At 71.4% G+C, this 14,812-nt stretch carries 14 protein-coding genes; 4 read left to right on the forward strand and 10 right to left on the reverse strand.

Translation table 11 applies throughout. The features are described 5' to 3' along the window. Positions 1–26: 26 nt before the first annotated feature. From ftsL to RH861_RS15445, 4 genes are all read right to left on the reverse strand, one after another. A complete protein-coding gene (gene ftsL / locus RH861_RS15430; protein ID WP_310521741.1) occupies positions 27–611 on the reverse strand; it encodes a cell division protein FtsL in 585 nt (194 codons plus the stop codon). Beyond that, positions 608–1,561 carry a 16S rRNA (cytosine(1402)-N(4))-methyltransferase RsmH gene (rsmH, locus tag RH861_RS15435; RefSeq protein WP_310521742.1) on the reverse strand — a complete coding sequence of 318 codons (954 nt, stop codon included), beginning with the start codon at positions 1,559–1,561 and terminating at the stop codon, positions 608–610. Before rsmH ends, ftsL begins: the two co-directional genes overlap by 4 nt. 104 nt (positions 1,562–1,665) lie before the next feature. After that, a complete protein-coding gene (gene mraZ, locus RH861_RS15440) occupies positions 1,666–2,097 on the reverse strand; it encodes a division/cell wall cluster transcriptional repressor MraZ (RefSeq protein ID WP_067945325.1) in 432 nt (143 codons plus the stop codon). A gap of 245 nt (positions 2,098–2,342) precedes the next feature. Further along, positions 2,343–2,738 (reverse strand): SCO2097 family morphological protein, encoded by a 396-nt coding sequence (locus RH861_RS15445; RefSeq protein WP_310521743.1) that lies wholly within the window; start codon positions 2,736–2,738, stop codon positions 2,343–2,345. A 76-nt stretch (positions 2,739–2,814) separates the two neighbouring features. Between RH861_RS15445 and RH861_RS15450 the strand changes: the two genes are divergently transcribed. Continuing rightward, positions 2,815–3,927: a polyprenyl synthetase family protein gene (locus tag RH861_RS15450; protein WP_310521744.1), complete on the forward strand. Its 1,113-nt coding sequence runs from the start codon at positions 2,815–2,817 to the stop codon at positions 3,925–3,927. Positions 3,928–3,952: 25 nt separating this feature from the next. Here the strand turns inward: RH861_RS15450 and RH861_RS15455 are convergent, their stop codons facing one another. Then, positions 3,953–4,291 carry an Rv2175c family DNA-binding protein gene (locus RH861_RS15455; RefSeq protein WP_310521745.1) on the reverse strand — a complete coding sequence of 113 codons (339 nt, stop codon included), beginning with the start codon at positions 4,289–4,291 and terminating at the stop codon, positions 3,953–3,955. Positions 4,292–4,425: 134 nt separating this feature from the next. Here RH861_RS15455 and RH861_RS15460 point away from each other — a divergent pair, with 134 nt between their 5' ends. Next, on the forward strand, positions 4,426–5,622 hold the full coding sequence (locus RH861_RS15460) for a muramidase family protein (protein WP_310521746.1): 1,197 nt from the start codon (positions 4,426–4,428) through the stop codon (positions 5,620–5,622). A gap of 121 nt (positions 5,623–5,743) precedes the next feature. Then, a complete protein-coding gene (gene pknB, locus RH861_RS15465) occupies positions 5,744–7,627 on the forward strand; it encodes a Stk1 family PASTA domain-containing Ser/Thr kinase (RefSeq protein WP_310521794.1) in 1,884 nt (627 codons plus the stop codon). A gap of 112 nt (positions 7,628–7,739) precedes the next feature. On the opposite strand, the gene RH861_RS15470 is transcribed toward pknB, so the two are convergent. From RH861_RS15470 to RH861_RS15480, 3 genes are all read right to left on the reverse strand, one after another. Next, positions 7,740–9,110, reverse strand: a complete 1,371-nt coding sequence (locus RH861_RS15470; protein ID WP_374760993.1) for a class II 3-deoxy-7-phosphoheptulonate synthase — start codon at positions 9,108–9,110, stop codon at positions 7,740–7,742. A gap of 82 nt (positions 9,111–9,192) precedes the next feature. Next, on the reverse strand, positions 9,193–9,882 hold the full coding sequence (locus tag RH861_RS15475) for a lysophospholipid acyltransferase family protein (protein ID WP_067945313.1): 690 nt from the start codon (positions 9,880–9,882) through the stop codon (positions 9,193–9,195). 46 nt (positions 9,883–9,928) lie between these two features. After that, positions 9,929–10,879, reverse strand: coding sequence for an ROK family glucokinase (locus RH861_RS15480; protein ID WP_310521747.1), 951 nt, complete (start codon positions 10,877–10,879; stop codon positions 9,929–9,931). 143 nt (positions 10,880–11,022) lie between these two features. Here RH861_RS15480 and RH861_RS15485 point away from each other — a divergent pair, with 143 nt between their 5' ends. Beyond that, positions 11,023–12,858 carry an AMP-dependent synthetase/ligase gene (locus RH861_RS15485; protein ID WP_310521748.1) on the forward strand — a complete coding sequence of 612 codons (1,836 nt, stop codon included), beginning with the start codon at positions 11,023–11,025 and terminating at the stop codon, positions 12,856–12,858. Between the two features lie 72 nt (positions 12,859–12,930). On the opposite strand, the gene def is transcribed toward RH861_RS15485, so the two are convergent. Both def and RH861_RS15495 read right to left on the reverse strand, forming a co-directional pair. Next, positions 12,931–13,422 (reverse strand): peptide deformylase, encoded by a 492-nt coding sequence (gene def / locus RH861_RS15490; RefSeq protein WP_310521749.1) that lies wholly within the window; start codon positions 13,420–13,422, stop codon positions 12,931–12,933. Positions 13,423–13,435: 13 nt separating this feature from the next. Then, positions 13,436–14,788: a MinD/ParA family ATP-binding protein gene (locus RH861_RS15495; protein WP_310521750.1), complete on the reverse strand. Its 1,353-nt coding sequence runs from the start codon at positions 14,786–14,788 to the stop codon at positions 13,436–13,438. Between the last annotated feature and the right edge of the window lie 24 nt (positions 14,789–14,812).

Below are 14,812 nucleotides of genomic sequence, written 5' to 3' on the forward strand. Positions count from 1 at the left end.
GTGGTGTGGTCGGCTCGGTCGGGCGATCAATGCGTCGCCGGGGTCGGCAGCCCCCCGGTCAGCGCGGGCGGTGCGGCGGGGGTGCCCGCCGCCGGAGCGTCGGGCCGGCCCCCCTGGCCCTCCTTCGCAGTCTTCCCCTCCGCCTGCTCCGTCACGGGCGGCACGCCGTCGATCAGGGCATTCGGCACGAGGGGCGCAGCGGATGCCGCGGCACCACCGGCGGGCGTCGGCTCCCCGAGCACGGCCCCGTCGGACAATCGCAGGTACACCGGTTCGGCATTCGGGACCATGCCGAGCGCCTCGGCGTTCATGGCGAGGAACTGCGGCGAGCCCATGCGGTCGAGGTCGTCGGAGAGCTTCGCCTCCTCGCGACGCAGCTCCGCCTGCCGCAGGAGCTGCTCGTCCATCTCGTACGCGCCCTGGGTCATCGCGATCGACAGGAGCAGCTGCACGATCGCGATCGCCCCGATCGAGGCGAGCGCCACCACGGCATAGGCGAGCCGCGGACGACCGCGGGTGCCTGCGGGCACCTCGGGTACCGGCCTGAGCCGCGGACCGCGCTCGGTGGCGGGCCGTCGGACGGGTCGTGTCTGGGCCGGCAGTGCGCTCACGACGGCCTCCTCACTCGCTCTGCGGCACGGAGCCGCACCGGCTTGGCACGCGGGTTCTCCGCCTGCTCGGACTCGCTCGCCAGCTCCGCGCCCCTTACGAGGAGGCGGAACTGCGGACGATGCTCGGGGAGCTCCATGGGCAGCCCTGCGGGGGCTGTGGAGCTCGATGCCGCGGCGAGGGCCCGCTTCACGAGGCGGTCCTCCAGCGACTGGTACGAGAGCACGACGATGCGCCCTCCGGTCGAGACGAGGTCGAGGGCCGCGGGGATCGCCGCCTCCAGCGCGACGAGCTCCTCGTTCACCTCGATGCGCAGGGCCTGGAACACGCGCTTGGCGGGGTGCCCGGCGCGCTGCACCGCGGCCGGCGTCGCATCCGTGAGGACCTCGACCAGCCGACCGGAGCGCGTGATGGGCTCGGCCTCGCGCGCCCGGACGATGGCCCGGGCGTATCGGGCCGCGAGCTTCTCCTCGCCGTACTCCTGGAAGATCCGGCGCAGCTGGTCCTCGTCGTACTCGGCGATCACGTCGGCGGCCGTGCGGCCCCGGGTCGAGTCCATGCGCATGTCGAGCGGGGCGTCCTTCGCGTACGCGAAGCCGCGCTCGGCCCGGTCGAGCTGCATCGAGGAGACGCCGAGGTCGAACAGGATGCCCTGGACCTCGTCGAAGCCCTCGCCCCGCACCGCGTCGGCGATGCCGTCGTAGACCGTGTGGACGAAGCGCATGCGGTCGCCGAACCGGGCGAGCCGCTCCCGCGCGATGGCGAGGGCCTCGGTGTCGCGGTCGAGTCCGATCACGACGGCGCCCGGGAAGCGCTCGAGGACGGCGAGGCTGTGCCCGCCCATGCCGAGCGTGGCGTCGACGAAGACGGCGCCCTCGCGTTCGAGCGCCGGCTCGAGCAGGTCGAGCGTGCGCTCCAGCATGACCGGCGTGTGGATGCGATCGATGTCCATGTGCTCTCCCTCCTTCCGGGGCCTCGGGGCCCGATCCCCATCCGTTCGTCCTGCTGCGGGGAAGTGCAGCAGGCTCGCACGGCTGGGAGTCGGGACCCGAGGACTCAGAAGAGTCCGGGAATCACCTCCTCCGCCGTCTCCGCGAAGGCCGCCTCCTGCTCGGCGAGGTACGTCTGCCACGCCGCCGCATCCCAGATCTCCACCCGGCTGCCTGCGCCGATGACCGTGAGGTCGCGGCCGAGGCCCGCATACGCGCGAAGCGTCGCGGGGATGGTCACCCGATGCTGCTTGTCGGGGGTCTCCGCGGATGCCCCCGAGAGGAAGACGCGCATGTAGTCGCGCGCCTGCTTGCTCGTCACCGGGGCCTGGCGGATCTTGTCGCTCATGCTCTCGAACTCCCGCGCGCTGAACACGTAGATGCAGCGCTCCTGGCCTCGTGTGAGCACGAGGCCGTTCGACAGCTCCTCCCGGAACTTCGCCGGAAGAATGACGCGACCCTTCTCATCGAGCTTGGGCTCGTAGCTTCCGAGGAACATCGCGTCACCCCCACTCCTCCGGCCAGGAACCAGGTGTGGCCCCACTTTACTCCACTGTCCTCCACCACTCAATGACATTGCCGTGTTTCGGCGCGTCGTACCTCAGTGGAAGCCCGGATTCTCAGGCTTCTCGAAGGGTGGAGGGAAGTGGATGGCTCGGGGACGGATGGCGCCCGGAGCGCACGAAAAACGGGCCGATCAGATGATCGGCCCGTCAGGCGGAGTGGTTCAGTCGGGGTGGAGCGTCAGTCGCGGCCCTCCTGGCGGCGATCCCATCGTTCGTTGAGGCGGTCCATGAAACCGCCACGAGCGGGCGCGCTCGGCCGCGCGGCGCCCGCCTGCGTCGGGCCGGCGAACGGCGACGCGGCGGTCGCCGTGCGCTTGGACGGCGTGATGGCCACGAGGACCCCGACGAACATGAGCGCGAAGCCGAGGACGCCGACGATGAGCAGCTGGGAGGCGACCCCGCCGATGAGGGCACCGGCTCCGGCCACGGCGAGCAGCACGCCGATCACGATCGCCCGGTAATTGGGACGACCGCGGCCCGAACCTCCGACGGTCGCGACGAAGTCGGCGTCGTTCTTGTAGAGGTTCCGCTCCATCTCTTCGAGAAGGCGCTGCTCTTGCTCCGAAAGCGGCATCTCATTCCCCTCGTGTTCGGAACCGACGCTTCGTAGCGTCCATTCTAGTCTCCCGCGCCGTCGCTAGGCTAGGACGATGGTCCCGGCTCCCCGACTCGTCGAACTGGTCAACGAACGACTCGAGGAGTTCCTCGCCGATCGCGCTTCCATTCTCCGCTCCATCGCGGTCGACCTCGACCCGCTGTCCGGATTCTCGGAGCGCTTTCTCAGCGGCGGCAAGCGCTTCCGCGCACGGTTCTGCCATCTCGGCTGGGAGGCGGTCCGTGGCCGCGGCGACGGGAGCGTCGACGCAGGGGACGAGGCGGGCCTGGCCGCCGTCGTGTCGGCCTCGGCCGCCCTCGAGGTGTTCCATGCCGCGGCGCTCGTGCACGACGACCTGATCGACCACTCCGACACGCGTCGGGGCGCGCCGTCGGCCCATCGCGTGTTCGAGGGCCAGCACCGCGATTCCGGCTGGTCGGGCGACTCCGCCGACTACGGGCACGGCACCGCCATCCTCCTGGGCGACCTGCTCCTCGGCTGGAGCGACGAACTCCTCGACGAGGGGCTCGCCAGCCTCGGCTCGTTCGCAGCCGGACGGGCGGCGCGGCTGGAGTTCAACCGGATGCGCACCGAGGTGACCGCCGGCCAGTACCTCGACATCCTGGAGGAGCGCGCCTGGCACGCGAGGGCCGAGACCGAGCAGCGCGCCCGGGCCGAGCGGGTGGTGGTCTACAAGTCGGCGAAGTACTCGATCGAGGCGCCCCTCGCGATCGGCGGAGCCATCGCCGGAGCATCGCCCGGCGACCTCGAGGCGCTCCGGGCGTTCGGGCTGCCGCTCGGGGTGGCGTTCCAGCTGCGCGACGACCTCCTCGGCGTCTACGGCGACCCCGGCGTGACCGGCAAGCCCGCCGGGGACGACCTCCGCGAGGGCAAGCGCACGGTCCTCGTGGCGATCGCGCGCGAGCGGATGGATCCGGCCGACCGACGCCGCCTCGACGACCTGCTGGGCGACCCCGACCTGACCGCGGCCCAGGTGGCCGACCTGCAGGCCGCGATCCGCGACGCCCGGGCGGTCGACGCCGTCGAGCAGTTGATCGACGAGAACACCGCGAAGGCCATGGCGGCGCTCGACGCCGCCGACCTCCAGCCGGATGCCGCGGCCGGGCTCGCCGAACTCGCCGATGCGGTGACCCGGCGGGTCAGCTGACGAGCTGCGGACGAGGCGTTGGAGCTCAGGCGAGCGCCTGCGCCACCCGGCGAACCTCCGACTTTCGGCCCGCACGCAGCGCCGCGATCGGCGTGGTGCCCAGGCTGTCCTCCTCGCCGAGCAGCCACTCGAGCGCCTCGGCGTCGCTGAAGCCGGCGTCGGCGAGGACGATCGCCGTGCCATGGAGCTCCGGCAGCGGCGCGTCGTCGCGGAGGAAGTCGGCCGGCACCTTCAGCACGCCGTCGATCTTCGTCGCCAGGAGGAAGCGCTCGTCGATGAGGCGTCGGATCCGACTCGGGGTCTGGCCGAGGCGCTCGACGAGTTCGGGGATGGTCAGCCAGTCGGTCTGGTCGGCATCGGTCACGCATCCAGCCTGCCACGACGGACCGGGCCGACGGAACCGCCCTCGCCGGGCCCGGGCGACGCGCGCGGATGAGTTTGACTCGCTCCGGGCCGCGTGAGACGGTGACGGCGTCCGCCTGGGAGCGGAGGGGGAACATGACGCAGCATCCGGGGACCGCACCGACAGGCGACGACGCGCACGTGCCGGCGATCCGGCCGCGCACCGTCCGTCGCCTGCTGACCGTCCCCATCGCGCTCGCGAGCGCCGTCGCCGTGACGCTCGGCTTCGCGCACCCGGCGGAGGCGACCTCCCAGACGGTGAAGCGGTCGCCGAAGGCCAAGGCGCAGCGCTCCGCGCCCACCGCCGCGCCGCAGGTGCGCACCGCGACCGACGTGCCCGCCGAGGTCACCGTCGGCGACGGGGACACCGTCAGCGGGATCGCCGCGCGATACGGGCTGTCGACCGCCGAGGTGCTCGCGAAGAACGGGCTGAGCTGGTCGAGCCTGATCTTCCCCGGCCAGCGCCTGGCGCTGCCCGTCGGCGGCCCGCAGCGGACCGCCGAGCGGCCCGACATCGCGCGACACGTGGTGGCGCCCGGCGACACCATCGGGCGGATCGCGGCCGAGCACGGCCTCGCGGTCGACGACGTGCTGCGGGCGAACGGGTTGAACCGCGCGAGCCTCATCTTCCCGGGGCAATCGATCGTCCTCCCCCGTGCCGACGCTCCGGACGGCGGGTCGTCGGCCGCCGCGAGCACGACCGTCACGCACGAGGTCGTCGCCGGCGACACGCCCATCGGCATCGCCGTCAGCCACGGCATCACGCTGGCTCGGCTCCTCGAGCTCAACGACCTCGACCGCGACGCCGTGATCCACCCGGGCCAGCGACTCGTGGTCCGCCGGGCCGAGCCCGTCGAGGCCACGGCCGCCGCGTCGACCGACGTCCCCCTGGACCCCGACATGCGGGCGAACGCCCGGATCATCGTCGAGGTGGGACGGCGGCTCGGCGTGCCCGACCGCGGCATCGTCATCGCCCTCGCCGCGGCCGCCCAGGAGTCCGGCCTCAGGAACCTCCGCCACGGCGACCGCGACTCGATGGGCCTGTTCCAGCAGCGGCCCAGCCAGGGCTGGGGCACTCCCGAGGAGGTGCTGGACCCGGTCCGGGCCGCGCGCGCCTTCTACGGCGGACCGACCTCGCCGACGGCGGGGATCGCGCCCGGCCTGCTCGACGTCGACGGCTGGTCGTCGATGCCCGTGACGGAGGCCGCGCAGGCGGTCCAGCGGAGCGCCCATCCGCACCACTACGCCAAGTGGGAGGCGACGGCGCGGCGCTGGCTGGACGAGCTCGGCTGAGCCCGCGGCATCCGTCATCACGATGCCGTTGCGATCCTGAGGCTCCCCGGCGTTTGTTCGGCTCACGGCATACGCGAATTCGTACACTCGTACGGTGACCACCGCGCCGCCCGCCGACCCGATGATCGGCCGTCTCGTCGACGGCCGGTATCAGGTGCGCTCGCGGATCGCCCGCGGGGGCATGGCGACGGTGTACCTCGCGACCGACCTGCGCCTCGAGCGCCGCGTCGCGATCAAGATCATGCACGGCCACCTGGCCGACGACAACACGTTCAAGACCCGGTTCGTGCAGGAGGCGCGGTCGGCCGCGCGGCTCGCGCACCCGAACGTCGTGAACGTCTTCGATCAGGGCCAGGACGCCGACATGGCCTACCTGGTCATGGAGTACCTGCCGGGCATCACCCTCCGCGACCTGCTGAAGGACTACACGCGGTTGACCCCCGAGCAGACCGTCGACATCCTCGATGCCGTGCTCTCGGGCCTCGCCGCCGCCCACAAGGCCGGCATCGTCCACCGCGACCTCAAGCCCGAGAACGTGCTGCTCGCCGACGACGGCCGCATCAAGCTCGGCGACTTCGGGCTCGCGCGCGCGGCGAGTGCCAACACGGCGACCGGGCAGGCCCTGCTCGGCACCATCGCCTACCTCTCCCCCGAGCTCGTGACGCGCGGCGTGGCCGATGCGCGCAGCGACATCTACGCGCTCGGCATCATGACCTACGAGATGCTCACGGGCGAGCAGCCCTACGTCGGCGAGGCGCCGATGCAGATCGCCTACCAGCACGCGAACGACTCGGTTCCGGCGCCGAGCACGCGCGATCCGTCGATCCCGCCCGAGCTCGACGAGCTCGTGCTCTGGGCGACCACCAGGGACCCCGACCAGCGGCCGGCCGACGCCCGGGCGATGCTCGAGCGCCTGCGTGAGATGGAACCGCACCTCCGCCCCTCGCAGCCCGTGGTGGCGGCCGGCGACACGATGGTCATCGCTGCCGGCGATCACCTGCCCACCGCCGAGACGCGCGTGCTCGGCGGCGGCGCGCTCGCGGTGGCCGAGACGGATGTCGCGGAGCCCGACGACGACGCGGCGGTCCTCACCCGCACGACCGACCGCCGGCGCCGCCGCGGCTACTGGCTGCTCGCGCTCGTGCTCGTGCTCGCCGGACTCGCCGGTGGAACCGGCTGGTACTTCGGGGCCGGACCGGGCTCGCTCGCGGTGGTGCCCGACACGGTCAACCTGATGCCCGACAGCGCCACCCAGGTGCTGCAGGAGGCGGGCTTCGAGGTCGAGCTCGCCGAGCGCAACGATCCCGTCGTGCCGCCTGGGCAGGTCTCGGGAACCGACCCGGAGGCCGGAGCAGAAGCGCGGCGCGGCTCGACCGTGCAGCTGTTCGTCTCGATCGGGCCGCAGTTCCTGGACGTCCCGGCGGTCATCGGACTGCCCGAGGCCGATGCCCGGGCGCAGCTCGGCGAGTTCTTCACCGTGGCCGACGAGGCTGCGCTCCAGTTCTCCGGCGAGGTCGAGGCCGGCCTCGTCATCGCGGTGCTCGACGCCGACGGTACGGCGGTGCCGACGACCTACCCGGAACGCGGCGCGCTCTCGCTCGTCGTGTCCGCCGGCCCCGTGCCGCCCGTCGAGGGGCTCGCCGTCGGCGACGCGCAGGCCAGGCTCGAGGGCGCGGGCCTCCGGGTCGAGTTCGCCGACCCCGCCTTCGACGACAACGTCCCCGTCGACGTGGTCATCACGGCGGACTGGCTCGACGACCCGATGAACCCGGGCGACACCGTGCGGCTCACGGTGTCGAAGGGGCCGGACCTCGTCGAGGTGCCGAACGTCGTGACCGGCCAGACGGTGGCGCAGGCGCGCACCCAGCTCGAGGAGCTCGGCTTCGCGGTCACGTCGAACGTCCCGCAGTTCCTGGAGGGCGCGGTCGTCGCCTCCGTGCAGAGCCCGGCCGCCGGCGAACGCGTGAAGCGCGGCACCGAGATCACGGTCAACTTCCAGCCCTGACGACCCACCGACGCGCTCCCACGGGCCCTGCAGCTCCGGACGCCGACGGGCGGCCGCGGCATCCGTGGGACACCGCGACCGCCCGTCGAACGTCGTCGGAGGCGCGCGCCGATCAGCGCGCGGCGAGCTCCTCGGCCACGAGGAACGCCAGCTCGAGCGACTGCATGTGGTTCAGGCGCGGGTCGCACAGCGACTCGTAGCGGGTCGCGAGCGTCTCCTCATCGATGTGCTCGGAGCCGCCGAGGCACTCGGTGACATCGTCGCCCGTGAGCTCGACGTGGATGCCGCCCGGGTGCGTGCCCGCCGCCCGGTGCGCCTCGAAGAAGCCCTTGACCTCGTCCACGACGTCGTCGAAGCGACGCGTCTTGTAGCCGGTCGGCGTGGTGATGCCGTTGCCGTGCATGGGGTCGGTGACCCAGAGCGGATTGGCATCGCTGCGCTTGATCGCCTCGAGCAGGGGCGGCAGCGCGTCGCGGATCTTCCCGGCGCCCATGCGCGTGATGAACGTGAGCCGGCCCGGCTCGCGGTGCGGATCGAGCTTCTCGACGAGCTCCATCATGACCTCGGGCGTCGTCGTCGGTCCGAGCTTCACGCCGATCGGGTTGCGCACCCGGGACAGGAAGTCCACATGCGCGCCGTCGAGTTCGCGGGTGCGCTCGCCGATCCAGATGAAGTGCGCCGAGGTGTTGTACGGCGTGCCGGTCCGGGAGTCGATCCGCGTCATGGGGCGCTCGTAGTCCATGAGCAGGCCCTCGTGGCCGGTGTAGAACTCGGTGCGCTTGAGCTCGTCGAAGTCGGCGCCGCACGCGTCCATGAACTTCACCGCGCGGTCGATCTCGCGCGCGAGCTTCTCGTAGCGGACGTTGGCCGGGTTGGCGGCGAAGCCCTGGTTCCACGCGTGGACCTGGCGGAGGTCGGCGAACCCGCCCTGAGTGAAGGCCCGGATCAGGTTCAGCGTGGACGCGGCCATGTGGTACCCCTGCAGCAACCGCGAGGGGTCGGCCGCCCGCGACTCGGGGGTGAAGTCGTAGCCATTGACGATGTCGCCGCGGTAGGCCGGCAGCGTGATGTCGCCGCGCGTCTCGGTGTCGCTCGAACGCGGCTTGGCGAACTGCCCGGCCATGCGGCCCATCTTCACGACCGGCATGGATGCGCCGTAGGTGAGCACGACCGCCATCTGGAGCACCGTCTTGACGCGGTTCCGGATCTGGTCGGCCGTCGCGCCGGCGAAGGTCTCGGCGCAGTCGCCGCCCTGAAGGAGGAACGCCTCGCCGCGCGACGCGGACGCGAGCCGATCGCGCAGCATGTCGACCTCGCCGGCGAAGACGAGCGGGGGCAGCGCCGCGAGTTCAGCGGATGCCGCGTGCGCCGCCTCCGGGTCGGGCCAGGCGGGCTGCTGCTTGATCGGCAGCGTGCGCCAATAGTCGAGGCCCGCGATCACGGAGGGATCTGCGTTCACGATGGGCTCGACGAGCTGTACCACTTTGGTGTCCTGGAGGGTTGGGCGCGCGGGGCGCGGGGAGGGAACGGAAACCGGCGCCGGGTCGCGACGCCGTCTCGCCAGCCTACCGCGACTGGGTCGCGCGTTGCTCCCGCACCGAACTCGCGTACACGTCCACGTACTCCTGGTCGCTCAGGGCGCGGAGGTCGTAGACGAGTTCGTCGGTCACGGAGCGCAACACGAAGCGGTCGCCCTCCATTCCCTCGAAGCGACTGAAGTCGAGCGCCTCGCCGAAGACGATGCCGACACGGCGCACCTTGGGCACGCGGGTCCCGATCGGCATGACCTCCGCGGTGCCGATCATGGCGACGGGCACGACCGGGACGCCGGCCTCGAGCACCATGCGGGCCACGCCGGTGCGTCCGCGGTAGAGGCGTCCGTCGGGGCTGCGGGTGCCCTCCGGGTAGATCCCGAGGATCCGCCCCTCGCCAAGCACGCGGAGGCCGGTGTTGAGCGACGCCTCGGAGGCCTTCCCGCCGGAACGATCGATCGGCAGTTGGTTCGCCGCCTGGAAGAAGAGTCGGGTCGCCCAGCCCTTCAGGCCCTTGCCCGTGAAGTACTCGCTCTTCGCGAGGAACACCACGGGGCGGTCGACCACGAGCGGGAGGAAGATCGAGTCGATGAACGAGAGGTGGTTCGAGGCGAGGATCACCGGGCCCTGCTTCGGGACGTGCTCGAGGCCCACCACCCACGGGCGGAACACGGCGAGGAGGATCGGCCCGATCACGATGTGCTTCATGATCCAGTAGAACACCGGTCTCCTCCGTCCGTCGCTCCCGCCAGCACAGCCTATCCCCGGGTCAGGCGTGTTCTTCGACCCACAGGCGCGCGAGGTCGGCCGCGCCGACGACTCCGGCGTCGTTGACGAGTTCGGCGATCACGAAGTCCGGCTCCGGGTGGTACCCGCGAGCGGGCAGGTGCTCGAGGAACGCCTCGCGTACGGGCGCCAGCAGCAGCTCCCCCGCCACGGCGACGCCCCCGCCGAAGACGAAGCGCTGCGGGTCGAGCACCGCGGACAGACTCGCGGACGCCTCGCCCAGCCACCGGCCCAACTGCCGGAGCGCTGCGAGGGCGCCCGGGTCGTGCTCGGCGATGAGCCCGCCCACGATGGCGCCGTCGAGCGTGCCGTGCTCGTCGCGAGCCCGCGCGAGCGCCTGGCCGATGCCGCCCGCGTCGGCGATCTCGTTGGCCATGCGCATCAGGGCGCGTCCCGACCCGTACTGCTCGAGGCATCCGTGCTGGCCGCAGCCGCAGGCGATGCCGCCCGGGACGACACGGAGGTGGCCGAGCTCGGCGCCCGCACCGAACCCGCCCCGGAAGAGTCGGTCGCCGGCGACGATCGCACCGCCGACGCCGGTGCCGATGGTGAGCATGACCATGTCGCTCACCATCCGACCCGCGCCGAAGCGGAACTCGGCCCATCCGGCCGCGTTCGCGTCGTTCTCGACGATCACGGTCGTACCGACGCGGGCCTCGAGCTTCTCGCGGAAGGGTTCGTTGCGCCAGTCGATGTTCGGCGCGTAGTACACCGTCGACTGCGCCGCATCGATGAAGCCCGCCGCAGCCACGCCGACCGCGCCGATCGGCTCGCCCTCGGACAGGCTCCGGATCATGCCGACCACGGCATCCTCGAGCGCGACCGAGTCGCCGGCGGGCGTGGGGACGCGCTCGCTGCGTACGATGGCGCCGAGTTCGTCGACGACTGCCCCGGCGATCTTGGTGCCGCCGATGTCGATGCCGATCGCGTGCACGTGCGACTGCCTTTCGGAGGGGGCGGGGAAGCGGAACCGCAGCGGACGCGCCGCGCAGCACCGACTAGAGTGTAGTCAACCCCAATGCCGAGGTTCGCGCGGCCCCGAAGCGTGTGCGACCTCCCGGTGCCGAAGGAGCTACCGTGACCGAATTCGCCACAGCACCGTTGGTCCCCGCGGACCCGGACGCGAACACCACCGACCTGCTCGTCGACCGCCTCAAGGCGACGCCCGACTCCGTGTTGTTCTCCCTGCCGACCGCCGACGGCGGTTGGTCCCCGGTCACGACCCGCGAGTTCCACGACCAGGTCGTCCGGCTGGCCAAGGGCCTCGTCGCCGCGGGCATCCAGCCCGGCGACAAGATCGGCCTCATGTGCAAGACGCGCTACGAGTGGACTCTCATCGACTTCGCGGTGTGGTTCGCCGGAGCCGTGCTCGTGCCGATCTACGAGACGAGTTCGCCGTCGCAGGTCAAGTGGAACCTCGGCGACTCCGGCTCGATCGCCGTGATCGTCGAGACGGCAGACCACTTCGCCCGCTTCGACGAGGTGCACCCGGACCTCCCGGCGATCCGCAACGTCTGGCAGATCGACCTCGGCGACCTCGACAAGCTGGCCACCGCGGGCGGCGATGTGCCCGACGACGAGATCGAGCGCCGGCGGAACCTCGCGGTCGGTTCGGACATCGCGACGCTCATCTACACGTCCGGCTCCACCGGCCGTCCGAAGGGCTGCGTCCTCACGCACTCGAACTTCGTCGAGCTGTCGCGCAACTCGGCGGTGGCGCTGAAGGAGGTCGTGCTCGACCCCAACGGCGCATCGACGCTGCTGTTCATCACCACGGCGCACGTCTTCGCCCGCTTCATCTCGGTCCTGTGCGTGCACGCGGGCGTCCGCGTGGGCCACCAGCCCGACACCAAGCAGCTGCTCCCGTCGCTCGGCAGCTTCAAGCCGACCTTCCTCCTCGCGGTACCCCGCGTGTTCGAGAAGGTCTACAACGTGTCCGAGCAGAAGGCGGAGGCCGGCGGCAAGGGCAAGATCTTCCACGCGGCGGCCGAGACCGCGGTCGCGTACTCGACCGCCCAGGAGTCCGGCGGCAAGATCCCCCTCGGACTCAAGCTGAAGTTCCGGCTGTTCGACCGGCTCGTCTTCTCGAAGCTCCGCGCGGCGATGGGCGGCAACGTCAAGTACGCCGTCTCCGGCTCCGCTCCCCTCGGTCCGCGCCTCGGCCACTTCTACCACGCGCTCGGCATCACGATCCTCGAGGGCTACGGCCTCACCGAGACCACGGCGCCGGCCACGGTGAACCTCGTCACCAAGTCGAAGATCGGAACGGTCGGACCGGCACTGCCCGGCGTGGCCGTCCGCGTCGCCGACGACGGCGAGATCGAGGTCAAGGGCATCAACGTGTTCAAGGAGTACTGGAAGAACCCGGAGGCGACGGCCGACGTGTTCGACGGCGACTGGTTCAAGACCGGCGACATCGGCACCTTCGACTCCGACGGGTTCCTGACCATCACGGGCCGCAAGAAGGAGATCATCGTCACGGCGGGCGGGAAGAACGTCGCCCCGGCGGCGCTCGAGGATCCGATCCGCGCCAACCCGCTGGTCGGTCAGGTGGTGGTGGTCGGCGACAAGAAGCCGTTCATCTCGGCGCTCGTCACGCTCGACCCCGAGATGCTCCCCGTGTGGCTCAACACCCACGGCGAGGATGCCGGCATGAGCCTCGACGAGGCGACCAAGCACCCGGCGGTCCTCGCCGAGGTGCAGCGGGCCGTCGACGCCGCGAACGAGACGGTCTCGCGGGCGGAGTCGATCCGCAAGTTCATCATCCTCCCGCTCGAGTTCACCGAGGCCAGCGGCCACCTCACGCCCAAGATGAGCATCAAGCGCAACGTGATCCTCGAGGACTTCAGCGCGCAGATCGAGGGCATGTACACCGGCGCCCCCGCCACGGAGGGACACTCGATCGTGCAGTGATCCGTCGGTCGCTCCGACCGGACGACGGGCCCCGCGGCATCCGCGGGGCCCGTCGTCGTCTCGGTGCTCGGGTCAGAACCAGTCGGACTCGCGCACGGCGCGCATCGCCGCCCGGCGCTCGTCCTTCTCGAGCCGATCGAGGTAGAGCAGCCCGTCCAGGTGGTCGACCTCGTGCTGCAGCGCCTGCGCCATCAGGCCCTCACCGGCGAGCTCGATCTCGTTGCCGTCCAGGTCGACGCCCCGCACCCGTGCGAACGGATGCCGCGGCGTCTTGTGCCACAGTCCGGGCACGGACAGGCAGCCCTCGTCGACGAGTTCGGGTTCGCCCGAGACCTCGACGACGCGAGGATTGATGATGTACCCGACCTCACCGTCGACGTTGTAACTGAACACGCGCAGGTTCACGCCGATCTGCGGCGCGGCGACGCCCGCGCGCCCGGGCAGCCGGACGCTGTCGACGAGGTCGTCGACGAGGGCGCGCACGCGATCGTCGATCTGCTCGACGGGTGCTGAGACGGTCTTCAGGACGGGATCGCCGAACAGGCGAATGGGACGTTCCGGCAATGGTGCTCCGAGATCAGTGCCCGCGGTCGGCGGGCAGGCCTTCCACCACGAGGGCGGCGAGTTCGCGGGCCGCGTGCTGGGTCACCGGGCGCAGGTCGCGCCAGTGCACCACGGAGCCCGCCGCGAGCTGGGGATCGTACGGGATCCGCACGATCTCGCGCACGCGCGACTGGAAGTGGGCTTCGATCTCGTCGACCTTGACGAGATGCGTTCCCTGGGTGGCGAGGTTGATCGCGACGACCGCGTTCCTCACCAGTTCGTCGTACCCGTTCGCCTCGAGCCACGTCAGGGTCTCGCTCGCGAGCCGGGCCTCGTCGACGCTGCCGCCCGACACCACGACGATGGCGTCCGCCCGCTCGAGGGTGGCGCGCATCACCGAGTGGACGATGCCCGTCCCGCAGTCGGTGAGCACGAGCGAGTAGTAGCGGGCGGCGAGGTGGGCGACGACCGCGTAGTCGTCGGCGTCGAACGCCTCGGCGAGGTTGGGGTCGGTGTCCGACGCGAGGATGTCGAGCCGGGTCTCGTCGCGGGACACGAACTCCGAGAACTCCGTGTAGCCCGTGATAGATGCCGCCCGTGCGACGACATCACGCACCGTCTCGCGGGTCTGGCGGTCGACGCGCTCCGCGAGCGTGCCGCGGTCCGGGTTCGCGTCGATCGCGATGATCCGATCATCGCGCGCATCGGCCAGCGCCATGCCGAGGAGGGTCGTCACGGTGGTCTTCCCGACGCCGCCCTTGCGAGTGAGCACCGGGACGAATCGCGTACCGCCCTCGAAGCGTCGTTGGATCCGCTCGGTCATCGCACGATGGGCCCGGACCTTCGCGGAGTCGCCGAGGTTCACGAGGTGGAACGTGGCGTCGTACAGGAACCGGTTGAACCCACCCTGCGGCGCCGGCCGCATCGTCCTGGTCGCGTCGATCAGCCGATCGGCGGTGAGGGCGTCCGCGGACTCCGGCCCGCCTGCGGGCACGAGTTCCGTCGCGGCATCCGTGACGATGGCGACGTGGGCACCGGTGTCGGTGGTGACCCGCTCGCGGCGGAGCCTCGACGCGTCGGCCGCGAGGAGCGCGCCGTACGGCGACGCGTTCCGACCGCGCCCGCCCGGCGTGATCGCGGGATCGCGCAGCTCGATCGAAACGGTCCCGGCGGAGCCCGAAAGGTCCCCGGGGTCGACGGCGACGTCGTCGATGGCGACGGCGACCTCGTCATCGGGCATCCGCGGGGGTGGCGGCGGCGGGAGGTCGACCCGGACGTCGACGGGTTCGCCCGCCTCGCCCGCGGCGTCGGCGCCGGACCGCCGTCGACCGGCGGAACGCGAACCCGGCCGACGCTCGGCTGACCTGCTCTCGTCGGGTTCAGCCACCGATACCCCTCCTCGTCAGTGCGG

Source organism: Agromyces indicus, from assembly GCF_031432295.1.
Classification (GTDB): domain Bacteria; phylum Actinomycetota; class Actinomycetes; order Actinomycetales; family Microbacteriaceae; genus Agromyces; species Agromyces indicus.